This is a genomic window from Dyadobacter jiangsuensis (genome assembly GCF_003014695.1).
Lineage (GTDB): Bacteria > Bacteroidota > Bacteroidia > Cytophagales > Spirosomataceae > Dyadobacter > Dyadobacter jiangsuensis.
This window is the reverse complement of sequence record NZ_PYAS01000014.1, coordinates 25,361-45,786: the sequence shown is the minus strand read 5'-3', so window position 1 is coordinate 45,786 and position 20,426 is coordinate 25,361. Positions and strand designations below refer to the sequence as shown.

The 20,426-nt window shown below is 50.8% G+C and carries 21 protein-coding genes; 5 read left to right on the top strand and 16 right to left on the bottom strand.

Features of this window, described 5'->3' with window-relative positions:
* Positions 1-62: 62 nt before the first annotated feature.
* The 6 genes from CLV60_RS25375 to CLV60_RS25350 all read right to left on the bottom strand — a co-directional run bounded on the left by CLV60_RS25375 (position 63) and on the right by CLV60_RS25350 (position 5,152).
* Positions 63-1,346 (bottom strand): O-acetylhomoserine aminocarboxypropyltransferase/cysteine synthase family protein, encoded by a 1,284-nt coding sequence (locus CLV60_RS25375; RefSeq protein ID WP_106598201.1) that lies wholly within the window; start codon positions 1,344-1,346, stop codon positions 63-65.
* 117 nt (positions 1,347-1,463) lie between these two features.
* The gene (locus tag CLV60_RS25370) at positions 1,464-1,994 is read right to left on the bottom strand and encodes an NADPH-dependent FMN reductase (protein ID WP_170118864.1); all 531 of its coding nucleotides are present in this window, start codon (positions 1,992-1,994) and stop codon (positions 1,464-1,466) included.
* 48 nt (positions 1,995-2,042) lie between these two features.
* Entirely contained in the window at positions 2,043-2,567 is a 525-nt protein-coding gene (locus CLV60_RS25365; protein WP_106598199.1) for a DinB family protein, read from the bottom strand.
* A gap of 68 nt (positions 2,568-2,635) precedes the next feature.
* A complete protein-coding gene (locus CLV60_RS25360) occupies positions 2,636-3,583 on the bottom strand; it encodes a helix-turn-helix transcriptional regulator (protein WP_106598198.1) in 948 nt (315 codons plus the stop codon).
* A 36-nt stretch (positions 3,584-3,619) separates the two neighbouring features.
* The gene (locus CLV60_RS25355) at positions 3,620-4,633 is read right to left on the bottom strand and encodes an LLM class flavin-dependent oxidoreductase (protein WP_106598197.1); all 1,014 of its coding nucleotides are present in this window, start codon (positions 4,631-4,633) and stop codon (positions 3,620-3,622) included.
* 114 nt (positions 4,634-4,747) lie between these two features.
* The gene (locus CLV60_RS25350; protein ID WP_229211126.1) at positions 4,748-5,152 is read right to left on the bottom strand and encodes a DUF2147 domain-containing protein; all 405 of its coding nucleotides are present in this window, start codon (positions 5,150-5,152) and stop codon (positions 4,748-4,750) included.
* 550 nt (positions 5,153-5,702) lie between these two features.
* Between CLV60_RS25350 and CLV60_RS25345 the strand changes: the two genes are divergently transcribed.
* Positions 5,703-6,932, top strand: a complete 1,230-nt coding sequence (locus CLV60_RS25345; RefSeq protein WP_106598195.1) for a sensor histidine kinase — start codon at positions 5,703-5,705, stop codon at positions 6,930-6,932.
* An 89-nt stretch (positions 6,933-7,021) separates the two neighbouring features.
* A complete protein-coding gene (locus CLV60_RS25340) occupies positions 7,022-8,248 on the top strand; it encodes an RsmB/NOP family class I SAM-dependent RNA methyltransferase (protein ID WP_106598370.1) in 1,227 nt (408 codons plus the stop codon).
* A 2-nt stretch (positions 8,249-8,250) separates the two neighbouring features.
* Here the strand turns inward: CLV60_RS25340 and CLV60_RS25335 are convergent, their stop codons facing one another.
* Positions 8,251-8,709 carry a DoxX family protein gene (locus tag CLV60_RS25335; RefSeq protein ID WP_106598194.1) on the bottom strand — a complete coding sequence of 153 codons (459 nt, stop codon included), beginning with the start codon at positions 8,707-8,709 and terminating at the stop codon, positions 8,251-8,253.
* Positions 8,710-8,818: 109 nt separating this feature from the next.
* Between CLV60_RS25335 and CLV60_RS25330 the strand changes: the two genes are divergently transcribed.
* Positions 8,819-9,055 (top strand): hypothetical protein, encoded by a 237-nt coding sequence (locus CLV60_RS25330; protein ID WP_106598193.1) that lies wholly within the window; start codon positions 8,819-8,821, stop codon positions 9,053-9,055.
* Between the two features lie 55 nt (positions 9,056-9,110).
* On the opposite strand, the gene CLV60_RS25325 is transcribed toward CLV60_RS25330, so the two are convergent.
* The 3 genes from CLV60_RS25325 to CLV60_RS25315 form a co-directional block, all read right to left on the bottom strand.
* Entirely contained in the window at positions 9,111-9,566 is a 456-nt protein-coding gene (locus CLV60_RS25325; protein WP_106598192.1) for an SRPBCC domain-containing protein, read from the bottom strand.
* A gap of 281 nt (positions 9,567-9,847) precedes the next feature.
* The gene (locus CLV60_RS25320) at positions 9,848-10,753 is read right to left on the bottom strand and encodes a helix-turn-helix transcriptional regulator (RefSeq protein ID WP_106598191.1); all 906 of its coding nucleotides are present in this window, start codon (positions 10,751-10,753) and stop codon (positions 9,848-9,850) included.
* Positions 10,754-10,759: 6 nt separating this feature from the next.
* The gene (locus CLV60_RS25315; RefSeq protein ID WP_106598190.1) at positions 10,760-11,602 is read right to left on the bottom strand and encodes a ThuA domain-containing protein; all 843 of its coding nucleotides are present in this window, start codon (positions 11,600-11,602) and stop codon (positions 10,760-10,762) included.
* Positions 11,603-11,739: 137 nt separating this feature from the next.
* On the opposite strand from CLV60_RS25315, the gene CLV60_RS25310 reads away from it, so the two are divergent.
* Positions 11,740-13,857: a Tex family protein gene (locus tag CLV60_RS25310; protein WP_106598189.1), complete on the top strand. Its 2,118-nt coding sequence runs from the start codon at positions 11,740-11,742 to the stop codon at positions 13,855-13,857.
* A 52-nt stretch (positions 13,858-13,909) separates the two neighbouring features.
* Here the strand turns inward: CLV60_RS25310 and CLV60_RS25305 are convergent, their stop codons facing one another.
* Positions 13,910-14,356, bottom strand: a complete 447-nt coding sequence (locus CLV60_RS25305) for an SRPBCC domain-containing protein (protein WP_106598188.1) — start codon at positions 14,354-14,356, stop codon at positions 13,910-13,912.
* Positions 14,357-14,501: 145 nt separating this feature from the next.
* Here CLV60_RS25305 and CLV60_RS25300 point away from each other — a divergent pair, with 145 nt between their 5' ends.
* Positions 14,502-14,957, top strand: coding sequence for an SRPBCC family protein (locus CLV60_RS25300; protein ID WP_106598187.1), 456 nt, complete (start codon positions 14,502-14,504; stop codon positions 14,955-14,957).
* On the opposite strand, the gene CLV60_RS25295 is transcribed toward CLV60_RS25300, so the two are convergent.
* The 5 genes from CLV60_RS25295 to CLV60_RS25275 all read right to left on the bottom strand — a co-directional run bounded on the left by CLV60_RS25295 (position 14,954) and on the right by CLV60_RS25275 (position 20,391).
* Positions 14,954-16,159: a putative porin gene (locus CLV60_RS25295; RefSeq protein WP_229211125.1), complete on the bottom strand. Its 1,206-nt coding sequence runs from the start codon at positions 16,157-16,159 to the stop codon at positions 14,954-14,956. The genes CLV60_RS25300 and CLV60_RS25295 overlap by 4 nt on opposite strands.
* Before the next feature lie 149 nt (positions 16,160-16,308).
* The gene (locus CLV60_RS25290) at positions 16,309-16,965 is read right to left on the bottom strand and encodes an SRPBCC family protein (RefSeq protein WP_106598185.1); all 657 of its coding nucleotides are present in this window, start codon (positions 16,963-16,965) and stop codon (positions 16,309-16,311) included.
* 528 nt (positions 16,966-17,493) lie between these two features.
* Positions 17,494-18,147 (bottom strand): NAD(P)-dependent oxidoreductase, encoded by a 654-nt coding sequence (locus CLV60_RS25285; protein ID WP_106598184.1) that lies wholly within the window; start codon positions 18,145-18,147, stop codon positions 17,494-17,496.
* A 67-nt stretch (positions 18,148-18,214) separates the two neighbouring features.
* Complete coding sequence (locus tag CLV60_RS25280) at positions 18,215-18,625, bottom strand: Rrf2 family transcriptional regulator (protein ID WP_106598183.1); 411 nt, start codon at positions 18,623-18,625, stop codon at positions 18,215-18,217.
* Between the two features lie 80 nt (positions 18,626-18,705).
* On the bottom strand, positions 18,706-20,391 hold the full coding sequence (locus tag CLV60_RS25275) for a SusD/RagB family nutrient-binding outer membrane lipoprotein (RefSeq protein WP_106598182.1): 1,686 nt from the start codon (positions 20,389-20,391) through the stop codon (positions 18,706-18,708).
* Between the last annotated feature and the right edge of the window lie 35 nt (positions 20,392-20,426).

The window sequence follows — 20,426 nt, the reverse complement described above, 5'->3', positions numbered from 1 at the left end:
CATGTTTTTATGACAATACCTGACAACATCTGACTAAACCTGACCCAATGACTTCGTTACTTTTACGCCCCAATCGCCTGCTCTACATCCGCGATGATATCGTCGATATGCTCGATACCTACGGAAATGCGCAGTTGAGTAGGCAGTACGCCAGCTGAAAGTTGCTCTTCGTCAGATAGTTGTGAATGCGTGGTGGATGCCGGGTGGATGATGAGCGTCTTCGCGTCGCCCACGTTGGCCAGGTTGCTGATCAATTGCAGGTTGTCGACAAAATGTTCCGCCGTCTTCTTGTCGCCTTTCAGCGAGAATGACAATACCCCTCCAAAACCGCGCGTGAGGTACTTTTTAGCCAACTGGTGGTATTTATTACCTTCCAGACCGATGTAGTTTACGCTTTCCACTTTCGGGTGTTTTTCAAGCCATTGCGCGAGTTTTAATGCGTTTTCGGCAATGCGCTCTACTCTTAGCGACAGTGTTTCAAGCCCTTGCAGGAACAGGAACGAGTTGAATGGCGACAGTGACGGACCCCAGTCGCGCAGGCCTTCCACGCGGGCGCGGATGATGAACTGGATATTGCCGAACGGTCCGCCGATACCGAAAACGTCGTTCAGGACAAGCCCGTGGTAGCTCGGCGAAGGCTCGGTAAACTGCGGGAATTTGCCATTACCCCAGTTGTACGTACCCGAATCGACGATCACCCCGCCAATAGAAGTACCATGGCCGCCGATCCATTTCGTGGCCGACTGTACGACCACGTGCGCGCCATGCTTAATAGGCTGAAAAATGGCGCCTGCCGCCCCGAACGTGTTATCGACTATCAACGGGAGGTCGTATTTCTTTGCAAGCGACGAGAATGCCTCAAAATCGGGTACGGAATAGCTCGGGTTACCAATTGTTTCGAGGTAAATGAACTTCGTTCTGTCGTCGATGAGCTTCTCGAAGCTGCTCACATCGTCGCCATCCGCAAAACGCGCTTCTACGCCGATGTTTTTAAAGGAGTTTTTAAACTGGTTGTAAGAACCGCCATAGAGGAAGGAAGTGGTTACGAAGTTATCGCCGACGGTCGTGATGTTGTTAATCGCCAGAAACTGCGCCGAATGCCCCGAACCGGTTGCCAATGCAGCTACGCCGCCTTCCAATGCCGCCACGCGTTTCTCGAAAACGTCGTTGGTCGGGTTCATAATGCGGGAATATATGTTGCCAAACTCTTTCAGTGCGAACAGGTTAGCAGCATGCTCGGCATTGTTGAACACATAGGAAGTGGTTTGGTACAAAGGCACGGCCCGTGAATTGGTAACTGGGTCGGGCTGTTGTCCGGCATGAAGCTGCAAGGTCTCAAATTTCATTTGGTTAGAACGTTTAAGGTGGATAAAACCCAAATGTATCAAACTAAATGATATTACTCTATGAAATTCATAGTCTTTTGCTTGCCGGATAATAAATTGGATTTTGATAAGGAGATATCAGCCTCCGATCAGGCTGAGCAGATTGGTGCATTGTATTCTGAGCTCGTTGAGCGTATGTGCGTCTGTTACACGGCCTTCCGTAATTTTCCCTTTGACGTTCGGAATGGAGAGCGCACAGGCGTCGGTTTTTTTCGTGCCTAACGCAGTCAGGGTAAGCAAAAGTGAAGCGAGGGCATTGTTTCCACCCGAATTGAGCGGAGAGGCGCTGATAGCCGACACCGGCTTGTCGTTCAGGTCGCCTGTGCCGACGGTCCAGTCCAGGGCGTTTTTGAGCGTGCCCGGCACCCCGAATGCATATTCCGGTGTGCATATCACCACGGCGTCTGCTTTTGCAATAGCGGCTTTGAGGCGGGCCACGGGCTCCGTATCAGGAAGGCCCGGAGAGAAATGCGCGATTTCGTCCAGGCCTTCGAAGATTTCAAAAGTGGTGTCGGAAGGCAGAAGGCTTCCCAAGGTTTTTAGGATGATGGTATTGGTGGAGTCGGCGCGCAGGCTGCCCGAAATGCCCAGTATGTGGATGTGTTTCATAAACAGCATTACAAAAACCGGTGGCTGCGGGTTTCCTGTACTGCCAATTTATTTAGCCATGACGTTGTAAAAATTGTAATCGGTCATGGGCGCGTCGGTGAAGCCCAGGTTACGGCCCATCGTGATGATCTGTCCGCGGTGGTAGGTAGTATGGTTCACGACGTGCATGATGTATTCGAAGTTCGGGAAGTTACATTGGAACCATGGGCTCTCCACAAGCGTCTCCTGCTGAATTTGTTGGGTCGAGAGGCTTTCAACGTATTCTGCAAGCTCCTGAGATTGCGCTATAAGCGTATCGAATGTCGAGTCGAGGTCTCCATCGAAATCCTGGCCGCTATAATTGCTCTCCGGATTGAGGACCGAGAACCAGTAGCGCTGCGTTTCAAGGATATGGATGAGCGTCACGCGGATCGTCGTAAAGCTCGATTTCAGCTCCGTTTCGAGGATTTCGGCCGGTTTTGTGCGCAACCAGTTCACCAAAGTGCAGTTGGCCCAATGGTTGTAATCTGCGAAATTTTTCATCGCGTAGGCCAAACTTTTTTCTGCGGTCGGAATTTCAATTGTGGCTGACATAGCTTCTTTGTTTAAGTGCAATACAAAGAAAACTGATGCTTGTGACAGCCCTGTGTCAGTAGGAATCGTCAGTGATTGAGATTTTCCAGAATTTTTTCAGAAAGCTGCCGCACGATCGTTTTGAGTGCCTCGGGCTCCATAATGCAGGCCTCGGGGGCGATCATCATGTACCACCTGGCAAAGCCTTCGAGTGATGCGCTGAGGAAGGTCATTTCAATGTAATCGTCATGCTCGGTTTCCGAAGCGAAGCCGTAGTAACTTCGTTGCTCGCGAATGTAGCGCGCCACGCGCTTGTTTACGCGCACCCGCACGAGACGCATGTTGTCGTTCTCCCAGCTGTCGTGCATGAAGTCTTTCAGTGGGGCATGTTTGTGCTGGAACGGACGATCCGTAACGTCGCATTGCAGGATGCGGTCGGAGCGGAAATTGCGGTAGTCGTTACGAAGGTGGCAGAAGGCGATGGTATACCAATAGTTGTTTTCATGGTAAATACCCACCGGCTCGATGACCCGCTCCACGGGCTCGGAGGCACTAAGCGCCACATAGAGGATTTTCGCAATTTTGCGCTCCGAAATGCTGTTGAGCAGAATATCGAGCGTGTTGCTGTTGGGCTGGTGAAATGCCCGTGGCCGGCTGCGCACTTCAATGTGGTTTTCAAGGTTTTCCACCATCGATTTTTCGGTACTGCGCAGCACGGCTTTGATCTTGTACATCGCCGCCTGGTAATGCGATTGCGTAGAGAAATCGGTGAATTTCTCCATCAGCTTCTCGGCGGTGATGAATGTGCGCGCCTCCTCCTTGGTGAACATAACAGGAGGCAGGCGGTAGCCATCCATAATGGAATAGCCGACGCCTGCCTCGCCTATGATGGGTACGCCCGCTTCCGCGAGCGAATTAATGTCACGGTACACCGTCCGCAAACTGATCTCGAAGCGCTCGGCCAGGTCCTGGGCTTTGACAATTTTGCGGGATTGAAGCTGGATCAGGATGGCTGTAATGCGGTCGAAACGGTTCATGAGTGTCGGTGAAGGAATGTCCGGCACAAATTAAGTTTAAAGAACCGGTTCTCTCAAATTAAATGCTTCCGAAATCAGTTGAAAGGATTTGATACGGTTTTCAAAAGTATCGGCCATGGTCGATACCATTACCTCGTCCGCTTCGAAGTCGACGGCCAGTTTGGTCAGCTGCTCCTTCACCGACTCCGGCGTACCCGAAACGATCCGGCCGCTGTTGTATTTGATCCGGTCGAGCTCTCCGAAATTGAACTGGTATTTTCGTACCGTTTCAGGGTCGGGGAACGGCCCGAACTTGCCGCGTTCGAACTCCACCAGCACGTAGTCCATCATCTTGCGCATTAAGGCCGCTTTTTCTTCGGTTTCGGCGCACAGGGTGAATGCGGAAATGATCACTTTCGGTTTTTCGAGCTGGTCCGACGGGCGGAAATTGCGTTTGTATTCTTCTACGACATCGGGCTTTACGAAGCCGTTGATGAACTTGGCCACGGCCAGACCCATTCCAAAACGGGCCGCAATGTTGCTGCTGCCGCCGCTCGAACTCAATATCCATTGTTCGGGAATAGTTGTTGACTGCGGGGTAGCATATATAAACCCTCGCTCGGTGCCAGCCGTATCCCTGAAAAAATGCTGCAAATGTTCCAGCTGGCGCAGGTAGCTGCTTTCGCTGAAATCGTTGGATGGGTTCAGGAGCGACGAGGTAATGCGGTCGGTACCGGGGGCGCGGCCCATACCGAGGTCGATGCGGCCCGGGTAGAGCGTTTCGAGCATGCGGAAGTTCTCCGCTACCTTCAATGCGCTGTGGTTGGGGAGCATAATCCCGCCCGATCCGACCCGGATATGGCTCGTCACATCCGCCAGTTTGACCATCAGAACTTCGGGGGCGGAACCGGCAATAAAAGTGGAATTATGGTGCTCGGAAACCCAGAAACGGCTGTAACCAAGTTCTTCGGCCAGCTTTGCAGTGGCAATGGTTTCCTGTATGGCTTCGCTGACTGTCGATCCGTGTCTGACGACGGATTGGTCGAGGACGCCGAGTTTGAAATGCTTCATACGATAAATACGTGATTTGAAGCATAACACGGCCAGCCCGGTTTGTATTCATTTTGGAGGCCTAAAATGTCCTTTCCGCGAGTATAGTAACGTTCGGCCGCAGGGTAGGGGAGGTCAGGGCACTCGGTCCCAGTAGGTACTTCTGCCCAGCAGCGGTATGCCCACGTAGCTCCTTACTTCGAGTTTTTCTTTCCGTAGTTTAATCAGGCAATTGTAGGTTTTACCGCTCTTGGGGTCGTACATTTTACCGTTGTCCCAAAGGTCTTCGCTAAAGACGAAGTTGTTTAGCAGGTTCACATGGAGCAGGTTCCGCGTGCGCAGTTTCTCGTTGGAATTCCGCGTGTCTTTCCGGGACGTTTTTCCATCCGCTTCAAAGAGATCCTCCGACCAGAGCAGGCGGCCGAAATATTCTTCCCCGGTTTTATAAATTTCGATTCGGGTATCTTTTTCTTCATTGATCCACTCGCCAACGATCTTATCTGCGACGATAATTTGTGATCCGGCAGGGTTGAAACTCACGAAAAAAAATATAGTAAAAAGTATTTTATACATTCTAATGGTGTCCCTCGGGTTGGTGTTTTCTGTTTTGAGAGCCTTGAAAATATGCAAGTTTAAAATTTCTAAAACTTTACTGTGTTAAGTGTTGCAAAAATCAAACCTGCGAAATTTTAGCCGAAGTGAATATTTTTATCAATGGTTTTTTATTTAACAATGATAGATTTGTCACTTAACATTGTTAACTCGTTTTGATCTACTCTTGTATGCGGGATTAAGTCCAATTATTTCCGATTGTTGGTGTGACAATATACGACACTTCCTCAAAATACGAAACAGAATTATTCCAAGATGGCCGCGCGGGCTTGCCGCTGCGTTCTATACCCGGGTGGCAATATGCCGGTGTCTTAGGACGGTATACTGCAAAAGTTATTCCGCGCAGAAATTTGTATCCATCGGTGATTTTACTCACCTCCTCCGGCTCGGGTAGGCGGATTTCGGCATTGTTTTTTTATAGAATTAGTTCCCTTTTTACATTAATGTTTGTAGAATTGGATATAAACTGCATTTACCTATGAGTACACCCAATGCGCCTGTGCCTGTCAATGAAATGGAACGTTTGCTGGCGCTCTCAGAGTTGGATATCGACTATTCGGATCACCAGGTTACATTTCAGGATTTGGCCAAGCTGGCGGCCAAGGTTACAGGCACGAGAATATCGCTCGTTAACCTGCTCGATTCGCTTACCCAGTGGACCATCTCGAATTATGGCTTAGATATCGAACAAATGCTGCGCGAAGATTCTGTCTGCCAATATACCATTATGGAATCCGACCATTTCGAGGTAGGGGACTTGACTGAGGACGCGCGTTTTAAGGACAAATTTTACGTCACCGGTGAGCCCAAAGTAAAATACTATTATGGTTTACCGCTCAGGACGAGTGAAGGGCTGCAAATCGGAGCGTTGTGTGTGCTCGATCAGGAACGTAAAACACTCGAACCCGAGAAAATAGAGCTTCTGAAAATTATTGCGGATGAGATTGTCGCACGCCTGAAAACGCACAAGGTGCTTGAAAACCTGAAATCGAGACTTTTGGAGGCTGGGCAGGCGCAGAAAAAGGTGGCACACGACATACGTGGGCCACTGGGCGGGATTGTCGGACTTGCCCAGATCATCCGCGACCAGGGGGAGCAAAACCGGATGGACGAGGTGCTGGAATTTATTAACCTGATCCATAAAAGCGGCAACTCCATTCTCGATCTCGCCGAGGAAATACTCGACTCGCATCGCGAAAAGTCAACGGATGTCAACGCACCGCGCGCTGCGAATGGACAGGGCTTTACGCTGATGATCTTCAAGGATAAGCTCGAAAAGCTATATGGACCGCAGGGCAAGCACAAAAACATTCGATTTCAGGTACAAACAAGTCCATTGACGGAGAATATACATTTTTCAAAAAACAAACTGCTTCAAATTACCGGTAACCTGATTTCCAATTCCATGAAATTCACGCCTGCCGGCGGCGAGGTGATGGTGGATTTGCACCTGCTGATCGACCAGGCGAGGCCTGTGCTGCAAATTTCGGTGCGTGATACCGGCGTAGGGATCAGCGAGGAGAACATTCAGTCGATTCTGTCAGGTAATGCATCGTCTACCGATGGTACCAGCGGCGAGCAGGGCTTCGGATTTGGGCTGGCGCTGGTGAAGCGCCTTGTCGACAGCCTGGGCGGGAGGATCAGCATTACTTCGGAGCCGGGTATCGGGACCAACTTTGAGATTAGTCTGCCGCAGAACATCTATTGATCCTGGTTGGCGGTTGGTGGGGCCCGCATTTGCATTCCAGCCGATCCATCGCCAATTTTGTCTTCTTGTTTTACCTGGAAACTGAAATTTTGAAACTTTATAAAGGACTTGTTGCCGCTACCGTTGAGGCATTGCAGGATATTTTTGTGAAAAACCGGCAAGCCGACCGCGTCGTAGAGCAATTGCTGAAATCCAATAAAAAATGGGGAGCCCGCGACCGCGCTTTCATTGCCGAGAACGTGTATGAAATCGTACGGTGGTGGCGGCTGGTGAAATACGCTGCTCATGTGGAGAAGGCCTCCGAGGGCGACGATTTCTGGCGTCTGGCAGGTGCATGGCAACTGATCAAACCGTTACAGCTGGAAGGCCGCGAGGCATTGGAAACCCTGCCAGAATGGCCCGAATTTGAAGGGATAGACAGGCAATCGGTCATCGAGCGCTATCAGGAAGGGCTGAAAATCCGCAAGATTGCGCAATCGATACCTGACTGGATCGACCAGATCGGGGAATCGGAGATCGGGGAGGAATGGCCTGCGGAGCTGGCGGCGCTTAACCAGATTGCACCGGTAGTTTTGCGCGTCAATTCGCTGAAAACGGATATGGCTGCGGTACGTGAGCAGCTGGGGCCAGACATTACCGAAACGGTAGCAGGTGTGCCCGATGCATTGGTACTCAAAAAGCGTATCAACGTGTCGGGGCTTGACAGCTTCAAAAACGGCTTTTTCGAGGTCCAGGATGCCGGTTCGCAACTGATAGCGCCATATCTCGATGTACATCCGGGCATGTCAGTGATCGACGCCTGCGCGGGCGCGGGCGGGAAAAGCCTCCATCTGGCCGCATTGCTGCGTAATACCGGTTCAATCCTTTCGATGGACATCGAGCACCACAAATTGCAGGAACTCGAACGCCGGGCCGCCCGAAATGGCGTTACCAACCTTACGACCATGCTCATCAGCTCCGAGAAAATCATCAACAACCTGTCGGAAACTGCCGATCGCCTGTTGCTCGACGTGCCGTGCTCCGGGTTGGGCGTGTTGAGAAGAAACCCCGACAGCAAATGGAAGCTCAAACCCGAGTTTCTGGAAAAGATTCGCAAGGTGCAGGCGGATATCCTGGAAAACTATTCCAAAATGGTCAAGAAAGGCGGTAAGATGGTGTACGCGACGTGCAGTGTACTGCCATCAGAGTCCGAGGAACAGGTAAAGGCATTTACTAAACGCCATAAGGCCGATTGGCGGTTTGTTTCCGAGCACCGTACCTCTCCTGCACGCGACGGTTTCGACGGGTTCTACATGGCGCTCCTCGAACGGAAATAGGATTATACTGCCGGCTGAACGGCGAAATACCAGACCCAGGCGATCAGAAAGACCTGCATAGGAATGCGGAACCACAAATATTCGGGACCTTTGCCGTCGTAGGTGCCTTTCTGGTAATCGAGGTGCTGGCTGGCCGCGTAAATGTTGGCCGGTAGCAGCGCAATGAAGAAGAGGATCAGGAAGATCCCCGCTGCATGGCGCGTGGCCGGGAAAAGCAGTGCAATACCTGCCGCGATTTCTATCAGGCCGGTTAACAAAACCATCGTCTTTTTGAAAGGGACAAATGGCGGGATCATCCTACTCATACCTTCCGGAAATTTGAAATGGCCCAATGCAGTGAATTGCAGCATCGCACACATCGCAATGTTGCCGCTTAAAATGTAGGCCGGTTCGCCCGAACCGGCCCAGGTAATGCCCAGGCTGGCCAAAAAAGTGACGATCAGAACGACGAGTACTGCCATAGTTGATGAAATGCTTTTCCGGTGAAAGCGTGAAATGCAGTCAAGTAGTTCCGCAATTTCGCGAAGGCATGGTTTTTTCCCGATTTCAAAAAATCAACGAACAAAAACCATGGACTTTCAGAACGAGTATGTATTGGCTTTCCCGGTCGCGGAAATGCCTGACGACCAGCCGCCTTCGCCAAGTTATCCCGAAAAGCCAAGGGAAACCGGCCCGCTGAACCCAACGCCCGACGTGCCAGGAACCGACGCGCCGGAGGTCAATACCGGTTCGAGGATTGACGAGGATCAGCCTGCTGAGCCGACTGATGAAGATGAGGTGGGGGAAATCGAGTCACAAAATCCCTGAACAAAAGAGGGTTACCGAAAGCCGGTAACCCTCTTTTGTTGACTTGAATGCTATACTATTGCGCTTCCACCAGCTTCTTGATCTCTACCAGGATCGGATTCCAGCCCTCACCGTTGTTGTAAGAATCCTGGTAGCGGCGCTCACCCTCGGCAACGGTGCTGTAATCACCCTGCGTGACCTTCAAAAGTGTCTTTTCGCCTTGTGGAATGACGTCGTACGTTACTTGAAGGTAGTTGTCGGATATATCGTCGATGTTTGAATGCGGATCGATGGTGGTGTAGCGGAGAAACTTCCCCGGGTCTATTTCCAGTACTTCCCCTTTGACCCAGATAATCTCTTTCCCTTCGTGCTCGCCCTTCCAGAGCAGCGGGCTGCCGACATTCCAGTCGGAAAGTGCCTCACAGCCAAACATATACTGCTTGGTTTGTTCGGGATTTACGAGCGCGTCCCATACACGTGCCGCGGGCGCATCAATGGTGATTTCGTTTTGGATGATGAGTGGAGTTTGCATTCGGTTTGCTGTTTAGTGAACGATGTTTTGTGGACGGCCGACGGCTGACCGCGGACCGCCGATTGCTTTATGCGACTTCGTCGCTGACCATCGACGATCGATCATCGACCATGGACCATGGACCATTACAATAGCTATCCGTTGCTAACTAACCTCTTCGATCGTCCATCGTCTATGGTCAATGGTCCGTTGCCTTTGGTCGGCGGTCCATGGTCGGCGGTCGGTCGGCGGCGGCTCCGGATGACAATATTACAGCACACCAGCCGCCGCCCCATTGCGTTTTACGGATTATTTCTAACCGAAAAGGGAGTGATGCCGAATTTCTTTTTGAAGGCATTATTGAAGTGCTGTGGCGTGGCGTAACCGAGCTGCATCGATATCTCTGCGGCTGTTTGCTGCGTATCCAGCAGGTATTGTTTTGCGAGTTGCAGGCGCTGGTCGGTGAGGTAGCCGAATATGGTATTGTTGAATGTCTCCTTGAAACCCTTTTTGAGCTTGTATTCATTCAGGCCTACGTGATGCGCTATCTCCGAAAGATTGGGCGGACAATGCACCCGTTCGTTGATCAGGTCGCGGACGGCTATAATCTTCTCCTTGTCGGTTTTGGTTTTGATAAACGTCTCTGTTTTACGCTCGGAGGCCTCGCAGGCGTCCGCGCACAGCACGAGGAGTTCAATGCTTTTGGAAAGGAGAAATAGCTTTTTGAGGTTTTCGGAATACTTGCAGTGGATGATTTGCTGGATCACCTGCTGGATAGGCGAGTCGATCGTTCCCCAACTCTCGGTCAGGATCGCACTCTTGCCCAAGATAATAGCTTCCGAAAAGCGTTTCAGGGCATCGTTGGCATTTTGTGTAAACTGAATAAAAACATCTTTGGGAAATTGAATACCGAAGGTCTCGATTTCAAGCGTTTTGGCCTGAACCGTCATTTCAAACTCCCTTGAATACATGATGTTATGATGCCCGCCGACGAGGTCGAATGTCTTTCCAAGCTGATTGTAGGTAAACATATAGTCGCCTTTCAAGCCAAAATGCATGCGGACCACGTCGGTATTGGCGCTTTTGGAATGGAAACCCGATAACTCCGTAAACCGCGAAACGGTATGTCCGAGCAAAATGCCGTCGCATTGCCAGGTGGTGCCGGTCATTTGGCCTTTATCGAAACTGCGGGTCTGCCTTTCTTCCATGGTCGGTCACTTTTTGCGGTTGGCGAGCCAGAGGATCGAGTTCACGATGAACTGGTTCTGCGCGTCGTTATCAAAGGTAAACGATAATTCCTTGTTCGTTTTATTCTCGTAATCGATGTCATTATGGCCCATATTCATGTAAAGCATTTTGTACTTTTTATTGGTCCACGCGACGGGGTAATAGCCGCTATGCCAGATTTCATGCTGCTTCGGACCTGTACCCAGCGGGAAACTCGACGGATCGATGGACAGCAGAATTTGAATGTCGGGATTTTGTGTTAAATCCTTCTCCCAGCGGTACCATTCGTTGGGGGAAGCTTTGAAAGTAGAACCCAACCCTTTGGTAGCGGGGCTTTGGGCATTTTCCACCCTCAAAACAGCCGAAGTAGGCCGCCAGGTGTTGCTTTTGTATTGCCCAGAGCCAAGGAATTGATCGTGGTACCAGTCCCAGTTCTGCGGGTAAGCTGAGGGAGTCAATGCAAATGCGGCGAAGTGAAAGCCGATCCAGCCGCCGCCGTTTTCCATATATTGCTGAAACGCCGCGCGCTGTTCGGGCTTCTCCGGGCGCGTGTCCAGGAAGAGCACTACCTGGTATTTCGACAGGAACCCGGCATTGAGGTTGTCCCAGTTGCTGGTAGAATCATAGGTAAACCCGTTTTTCTCACCGAGTTGGGGTAAACGTCTATGGGCTTCACCGACGAAACTGATGTGTGCCCGGTCATTTTTGCCTGTAAAAAAGGCGATTACTTTGAATTTGGCCTTCTTCTGTGCGGAGGCCGGATGCGCGGCGGAAATTATGCTGAGCACGACGATGAGGATAGCCAGCGGCTTTCCGAATAGATACTTCATTTGATAAGGGGTTAGGTATGAGGATTAAATTATGCCAAATATAAACGGTAAAATGCGTACGATGCTTCGTCTCTAATTTTAGTTTTGAAAACCGTGAATATCCGCTTTATTTGCCGTTTCCAATTTCATTAGTAAACATGAACTACACCCTTATTGCACAACAGGCGGGCGTCAGCGACAAGCAGGCGAGAAATACCATCGCGTTATTCGAGGAAGGCGCTACGGTGCCGTTTATCGCGCGGTACCGCAAAGAAGCGACCGGCGGGCTGGATGAGGTCCAGATTGGCGCAGTCAAAGAGGCATGGCAGAAGCAGCAGGAAGTCGAGAAGCGCCGGGAGGCCATTTTAAAAAGCATCGAAGAGCAAGGCAAGCTCACGCCCGAGCTGAAAAAGAAAATTGAGGGCGTGTTCTCCATGACCGAGCTTGAAGATCTTTACCTTCCGTATAAACAAAAGAGGAAAACCCGCGCGACGATCGCCATCGAAAAAGGCCTGGAACCACTTGCCAAGCTCATTTTCGAAGGAAAGGAACGCGACCCGGAAGGAAAAGCAGCCGGTTTCCTGAACGATCAGGTGGCGAATGCCGGTGACGCATTGCAAGGCGCGCGGGATATTATCGCCGAGTGGATCAACGAAAACCAGGACGCGCGGACCAAAATTCGTTACACATTCCAACGCGGGGCCATTGTCACTTCCAAAGTCAAGAAGAAGAAGGAAGAGGAAGGCGCCAAATACCGCGATTATTTCGAGTTTTCGGAGCCTTTGGCAAAAATACCCTCACACAGGCTGCTCGCGCTGCGCAGAGGCGAAGAAGAAGGCATTCTGAGTGTCGATATTTCGCCCGACGAAGACACGGCGCTGGAAGCATTGGACAGGCTGTTTATGTTCGGTACAGAGGCTTGCAAAGACCAGCTCGAACTGGCGATCGGCGATAGCTACAAACGGTTGTTGAAGCCGTCGATAGAAACGGAATTTGCTAATCTATCCAAAGAAAAGGCGGATGTGGCGGCGATACAGGTGTTCACCGAAAACCTCCGGCAGCTCCTGCTGGCCTCGCCGCTGGGCCAGAAAACGGTATTGGCCATCGACCCGGGCTACCGCACGGGCTGTAAGGTGGTGGTACTCGACAGCCAGGGTAACCTCATTGCCGACCATGTTATTTACCCGTTCGATAAACCTTCGGAAGCAGGTGCGAGGATCAGCGAGCTCATCAGGAAGTTCAAAGTCGAAGCGATCGCCGTTGGTAATGGTACAGCGGGACGCGAGACGGAGGATTTCGTGAAGAAGCTGCTGGATGGTTCGGGGCGGTCGGCGGAGATCGGACTGTTCATGGTATCCGAGCAAGGGGCGTCCATTTACTCCGCTTCGGAAGTCGCGCGGGAGGAATTTCCCGATAAGGATGTGACAGTCCGCGGCTCGATATCGATTGGGCGTCGCTTGATGGACCCGTTGGCGGAGCTGGTGAAAATCGATCCGAAGTCGATCGGCGTCGGCCAGTACCAGCACGATGTGGACCAAAATTCATTGCGAAATGCCTTGGATGTAGTCGTAGAAAGCTGCGTGAATTCCGTAGGCGTAAATCTCAACACGTCGAGCAAGCATTTGTTGCGCTATGTTTCGGGCCTTGGACCCGCTCTGGCGCAGAATATCGTGGATTTTCGTGCTAAAAACGGAAATTTCAAATCGAGGCAGCAATTATTGAAAGTTCCTCGCCTCGGAGCCAAGGCGTTTGAGCAGGCCGCGGGCTTCCTGCGCATTGAGAACGGGGATAATCCGTTGGATAACAGTGCGGTACACCCGGAGCGCTACGAGTTGGTGGAGCAAATGGCCAAAGATGCCGGGGCTACGGTGAAGGATTTGATGCAAAAACCCGATTTGCGGCGTCAGGTCAAAATTGAAAAGTATGTGTCGGCCTCGGTGGGCTTGCCCACTTTGAAGGACATCCTTGCCGAACTGGAAAAACCCTCGCGTGACCCGCGTGCGGAAATGAAGAAGTTTGAGTTCGATGCCTCCGTGAGGAAGCCGGAAGATTTGAAAGTGGGGATGATACTCCCGGGTATCGTGACGAACATCACCGCATTCGGCGCGTTCGTCGACGTCGGGGTGAAGCAGGATGGGCTCGTTCACGTTTCGCAGATGGCCGACAAATTTGTGAAGGACCCGAACGAAGTGGTGAAGTTGCAGCAGCACGTCACCGTAAAAGTAACCGAAGTAGACCTGAGTAGAAAGCGGATCGCTCTCTCGATGAAACTTTGAAAAATACAAAACCCGTTCTTCATAAGCGGAACGGGTTTTGTATTTAATACCGTCAAAGAACGTGCAGCCTCTCTTCCTCCACAACCTTTTTCAGCTCGTGCAGCACGTGTAACCAATTCCCTTCCGCTTTCACGACGGCATCGTCATCTTCCAGGTTATCCTGGGTCACTACCAGCGTTGTATTCTCGTGGTAGTCCGACAAGTGGAAGGTCACATGCGTATAATTATCCTCAAAGTCCTCGGTGCCCGACAGCGGGCTCCAGAACGAGTAGCTTAGCTCGCGTTCGGGCGTGATCCTCAGGATTTCGCCCTTATCGACATAATGCTGGCCTTGCCATTCACCCTCAAAGGTAATGGGGCTTCCGATTTCAAAATCCGAGCGCATTTCCGTGCCATGAAAGTACTTTTTGACGAGTTCGGGCTCTACCAATGCCTTCCAAACCGCAGAAGGGCTTGCATGGATAGAAATGGTTGTGGTTGCGAGCTGTTTTCTGTTCATGTTATTCGGAGTTAGTACTGTGATAAATGCTGAGAAAACTGTGCCAAAGGGCTTGGACCTGTCCGGCCTGCGCGGCCCGGCCTCCGCGGCGCGGATTTTGATCGCTGGCTGGGTATTTAACGTATATTAGGGCAAATGAGTTGACATGCGCGAGCTATATTTTAAACAATGGTTACCTATCAGCCTCGATGAGGCCTGGGCTTTTTTCTCCAACCCTTCGAATTTGAAGGAAATTACCCCTGCACAAATGGGGTTTGTAGTGACATCATCCTACCATGGCGAGAAGATGTACGCAGGACAAATTATCCGGTACATTGTGAAGCCGCTTTTCGGCATACCATTGAAGTGGTGCACCGAGATTACGCATGTGGTTGAAAAACAATATTTTGTAGATGAGCAGCGCTTCGGACCATATGCATTCTGGCACCATCAGCACCGCTTCACCGAACAAAACGGCGGGGTACTGATGGAGGATATTCTGCATTATAAGGTGCCTTTCGGCATTTTGGGAAGTTTGGTAGACCGGATGATCGTGAACCGGGAAGTGAATACGATTTTTGCTTACCGAAGGAAAATTCTGTCCGAGCGCTTCGGAAGCTAGAAATTGTATTGTACGCGGGCAGTGAAAACATCGTCCGAAACATCGCTTTCGTAACCCGCCAGCGCCGATTTTTCATTCCGCACGAACTCATAGTAGAATACGAATTTCAGCGATTCGTTCGCCATGTATACATAGCCCATTCCCAGGGTGTTATACCGAAGATCAGCCTTGCCGAAACCCTTGTCGGAGGCGATCTGCTTGCCCGAAACTTTGGTGTTGGGGTCGTACCAGTCGTATTTCAGCACAAACTGGTGATCCAGGCTGCCGAGGTGTTGGAGGAAATAGAAATACGCACCGTCGAAATTGCGGGAATAAAGCGGATCTTTAATACCATTGGTGACCGGGTAGGTACCGGGCGTTTCACTGGTACCGAAAGTCGCGGTTTGCTGGCCTTTGATATACTCGGCTCGGAACTCGGTTTCACCCTTCCGGTTGGGGAACGATAGCTGGAAGTCCGCCCCGGCGTAGTTGCGAGGCCGCGTCTTGTGCAAATTGGCCGCTGCCGAATCGCGCACTGCCTGGTACTCGCCGCCCCGGCGCTCCGTTTTATAAAGGATATCGGACTGGCTCACAATGCCGCCCGCGTAGCCTGATACCGCGGCGGACAACGTTGCGTTACCCAATGCGCGGATTGTGGTTGGTTTGAGGCTCAGCCGGCTGATCACATCCTTGTGGCTGTCGTAATCCATCGGTCCCGACATGCCCTGGCCATTGAAAACACCCAGGTCAAATTTCAGTTTCTGGTGCCATTCCTGAGTTTTGCGGCTGGTAACGGTCAGCATTACACCGATGTCGCGCTCGGTCTTCATCAGGATCTGGGACATGCGCCCACGCTCGGGCGACTCGCGGTTCGCGGACGAGAGGTTCACCTCGTGCCCGAACGGCCGCGCGAACATCCCGGTCGTCAATGCGAATATTTTAAACTTGTTCTCATAAAACCGGCCCCAGAAGTCGCGGATGGCCACACCGCGCTCGGTACCATCGAACTGAAATACAAAATATGAGGTCGGATCGTCGTTCTTGTTCAGGTGCGCGTAATCCACACGCAAGCGCCCGCGGCGGAGCATGAAACGGTTATTTGAGAGGCCGGAGAAGTTCCCGCCCGCGTAGGTTTCGGCTCCCTCTTTCGAAATAACCTGGAATTGTGGTTGAATATACCCGCTGATTCTCACACGATTATATCGCTCATAAATGGAGAGCATACCTTTTCCCATTTGGTTTGTGGTATCCACAAGGTCCATAAGGAAGCGCTGGGCAAAAAGGTTTGAATGGCTTAAAAGTATAAAAAGTAATAATAGGCCGGCAACACGGAACTTCATCAGGTTATATAATTGGTGGCTGTAAAATCGGGCTACAAAGAACCTGATTTTCCCTTAATTATTTCAGCCAGATCGGATAGTTTTTCTTGCCAGTGCCTTTTCATTGCATCGCGGTCGGCAGCTCTCGGCAACTTTTCATGATGAAAACTGATGACGCTTTTACCGGCGCTCTTGCTTTTGCTGCCCACCACGCGTACCTGTAATGTTGAATTGTAACGCCAGTGTTCGGGCCTCCACGCCACCCGGAAATGCGAACCTGGTGCCAGGACGGTTATAATTCCGATGATACCGTCCTGCGTTTTGAACGATTCGCCCATGCCGATGCAGCCATCGACGAGCAGGCCGAGCCAGATGGATAGCCCTGCTTCCGAAGCGATGAGCTCCCACGCTTTCTGAACCGGGATAGGGAACGTCCTGGAAATGCCTACTTCATAACCAGACAGGAGCTCCCCCAGCTGCCGCTGCCCGATGGCTTCGCGGTAACCCAGCGCGATTTTTTGCCGGTACCAGGTGTTTTCAACGTGATCTTCCAGCAGCGCGACGATATCCTTGTGCGCTCTTCCGTCTGATTTAAGGTTATCGAGCCATTCGATCCATTCCGGCCAATTGCGTCCGGTTTTTTCTTTTAAGGTGTGTGACGACAGCTTGGCAAGTTCATCTGCTGCTGACAATGCTTCATTTATAGCCATGATTTTGACAGGTTTTAGGAATGCAAAATTAGTCAAAAATCGGCGCTAATACGGACAGCGGTCGATTGACGGTCTGCGAGGGCGAAAAAATGAGTGGCAGTGGGTATGGCAGTTTTAACCGGTTGATGAGAATTATTGTCCGGTTTAAAAGGTTGGTAATCAATGTATTTTATAAGTATATACATTTGATATATTGAATACTTTTAAAATATATATAAATATTAAACATATTATAAGTATTAAAAGAATTGCACTTATGTGAGGTTCGAAAGTTAGGTACTTTAAATACTTTTTTTTATTACAGTATGAATTAAAAGTATTTACCATTTATCCATAGTATACTTTCTATAAGTACAAAAAGTCTGATACTTTTCATAAAATGTAAAGTATCAGACTTTTTGTATTCGGTAGGAAATTTAAAGTATTATATGAATTATACTTATAGTACTTTTAAAATGTATAAACAGTATTATTAATATAAATCTGATAATACTGTTTATATGAAGTATTCGGTTTATAAGTATGCTACTAATAGGCTGCTGTAAACCGCTTCCGGATGAAGTTGCCTTGCTCGATCTCGTCGACAATGGCGACTGCCGTATCGTCTACCGACAGCCTGCTGTGATGGTGTTCATCGAACACCGGCGTATCGAGTGCGGTGCGGTATTTCCCCGTGCGCTCACCCGGATGTGCGGGCGACATCTCTATGGCAGGGCTTAGAAAAGTCCAATCGAGCTCCGTTTCCGTTTTGAGGAAATTCAGGTAATCGCGGGCTGCTGTGGCACCGGCTTTATATGCCTCGGGGAAAGTAGGGGTGTCCACCAACTGCAACCCCGGCTTGATTTCCAAGCTTCCCGCGCCGCCTACGGTCAGGAAACGTTTTACACCAGCCTGCTTCACACCCGCCTGAATGGCCTTTGCACCGGCAAGGAAGTCATGGTAGATGTTGGGATTCGTCCAGCCTGCGTTGAACGTGCTGATTACGGCGTCGTGGCCCTTTACGGCGGCCGCAACCTCGTCAGCATTCGCTACGTCGGCAGCTTTGGCTGTAACCAGTTCGCTGCTGGTGTCGATTTTATCGGTATTGCGGGCAATGGCTGTAACCTGGTGGCCGCGGGAAACAAGTTCTTTCAAAACGTGGGTGCCTACAAATCCGGTGGCGCCGATCAATGCAATTTTCATAAGTATTTGTTTTTAAGATGGATATTCTAATCTGAAATAATAAATGTTACAGTTTTAATTAAAAAAATCAGTTGAACTTATCACAAAACTCGGCCAGCGATACTTTTCCGAGACTGGCGAGCAGCGTCTTTTCTGCATCGTCATAAAGGCTGTCGAGGTGGTCGTTAATCTTGCGGCCAACAGGACAAGCCGGGTTAGGGGAGTTGATACCTTTTCCCAGCAGATCCTTTTGTTTTACAGCCTCATATACCTCCGACATAAATATTTGGCCCGCAGGTTTTGCCAGCTTGCTTCCGCCCGATTTTCCTTCTTTACTGAGTACCAGGCCGCGTTCACGCAGGTTGCTGAGCTCTTTTCGCACAAGCACCGGATTGATGTTAATACTCCCCGCCAGGTATTCCGACGACGTCCATTCATCTTCCGAGAACGTCAATAATGTCAGGATATGTACCGAAATGGCGAAACGACCGCTGTTCATACTGTAACTTTTATTATTACAGTACAAAGGTGCGGAACGTTTCGGAGAAATGCAAGCGGTAGGGGAGTTTTTTACTCCCTCTAAATTCCCTGCCCGAATGCCGGATTGTTTTTATCAAACCACAGACGCTGGCTGTTCAGCGTGGCGGCGGTACGGTCGTTGGGCGTAAATCCTTGCTCTGTCTGTGCTTTGAGCCAGTTGGCGTTGTTGGTGCCCAGCGGCGGCTCATCGACCCAGTAGCGGCGCGGAATGGCCTCGTTAAACGCGTCCCGCGGATAATACGTGGAGCTGTTTTTGGGATAACCCGTCCTGCGCACGAATGTGAATGCCTCCGTCGGCAGGCGCATGAAGTTCAGGTATTCCTGAATGTAAATGCGTTCCAGATTATTGGTGCCGTTCAATTTTACCTGCGGAAGGGCGAGGTAGGCGGCAATTTCAGCGTCCGCATTGGCGGATAGCCCGGTGGTGGACAACGCCGCTTGCGCGATGGAGTTCATCGTGCGCATCGACGACGCAATGCCTTTTTTATACCAATCCTCGGCAGTACCCGTGATTTTCGAACCCGTTCCGTAGCCTTTCTGAATCAGTTCGGCAATGTAGAAACAGCCTTCTGCGCTCGTGATCATGTAACCCTGGAATGTGCCTTTGCCTCCGTTGCGGGTGGGCGCGAAGAATACTTTGTTGATCGTCGACATCACCACGTACTTGTTGCTGCCTGCATTGAGCGGGTTTTTGTAGTACTGTGCGACGGTCGGATTAGTCGTCCAGTCCGCAGGGCCGCCCTGGAAGCGGATCTGCGGATCTGCCGGATCAATGAACGCCGGCAATGCCTGGTTGTACTTTTTGAGCGTATCCAACGCATTCTTCGTCAGGTCGTTGGGGCTGAAATAGATCGCCAGCCGCGGATCTTTGGTCTGTTTCAGGAATGTCATGATCGACTTCGTTGCGAAACGCGTGCTCCGGTAATCGACATCGCCGCCGACAGGCCCCCAATCCGGATCGAGGTAGGCAAACTGGTCGGCATCCTCCACAACGGGGCCGATGGCATTGTCGGCCACTTCCTTATAAATCTGCTGCGTTTTGGCTTTGTCCTGGCCTTCATAGCGCAATGCGATGCGTAATTTCAGGGTGTTGGCCGCCTTCACCCATTTCACCCAATCGCTGTGGTAAATGATATCGGCATTACCGAAGCCTTCCTGGTCTTCCGACCCGGCGCTCAATGCAGCAATCGACTCGTTCAATTCGGCCAGCCAGGTGTCGTAAAGGGCCTTTTGCGTATCATATTCGGGTGTATAGTTCTGTTCATCACGGGCTTTAATGGCCTGGGTGTAAGGTATCGAGCCATTCATGTCCGTCACGCGCAGCCCGTGCAGCACGCCCACGATGTACGTAGCGGCGCGCATGTTCCGGAACCGCTCCTTATCCGATTTCATATCGATTTGCTTGCGAATCTCTACCAGATTGGGCAGGATGTTCGTGTAGTAAGCCGAATACCGGGAGTTGATATTGGTCGAAAGCTCGTAGGGGTCGGTGGTGAGGTGTTGCGAGAAGCGCAGGAGCTGTTCCAGGTTTTCCCAGATCCATTCGGTACCCTGGTAGGACTCGAGGCTGTTGAGCGAGTGGGTAAAAAGGAACTTGGGATCCGGTGTGATCACAATGCTCGGGTCGGTGTTGATATCGCCGAAATCCTTCTCGCAGGAAGTCGCCCACAGCAGGCCGGTGGCGAGGACGGTACCGGCGGCGCATTTGGTTAGTATATTTTTCATTTGAAATTTCTTTAAAAAATGACTGAACAAGAGTC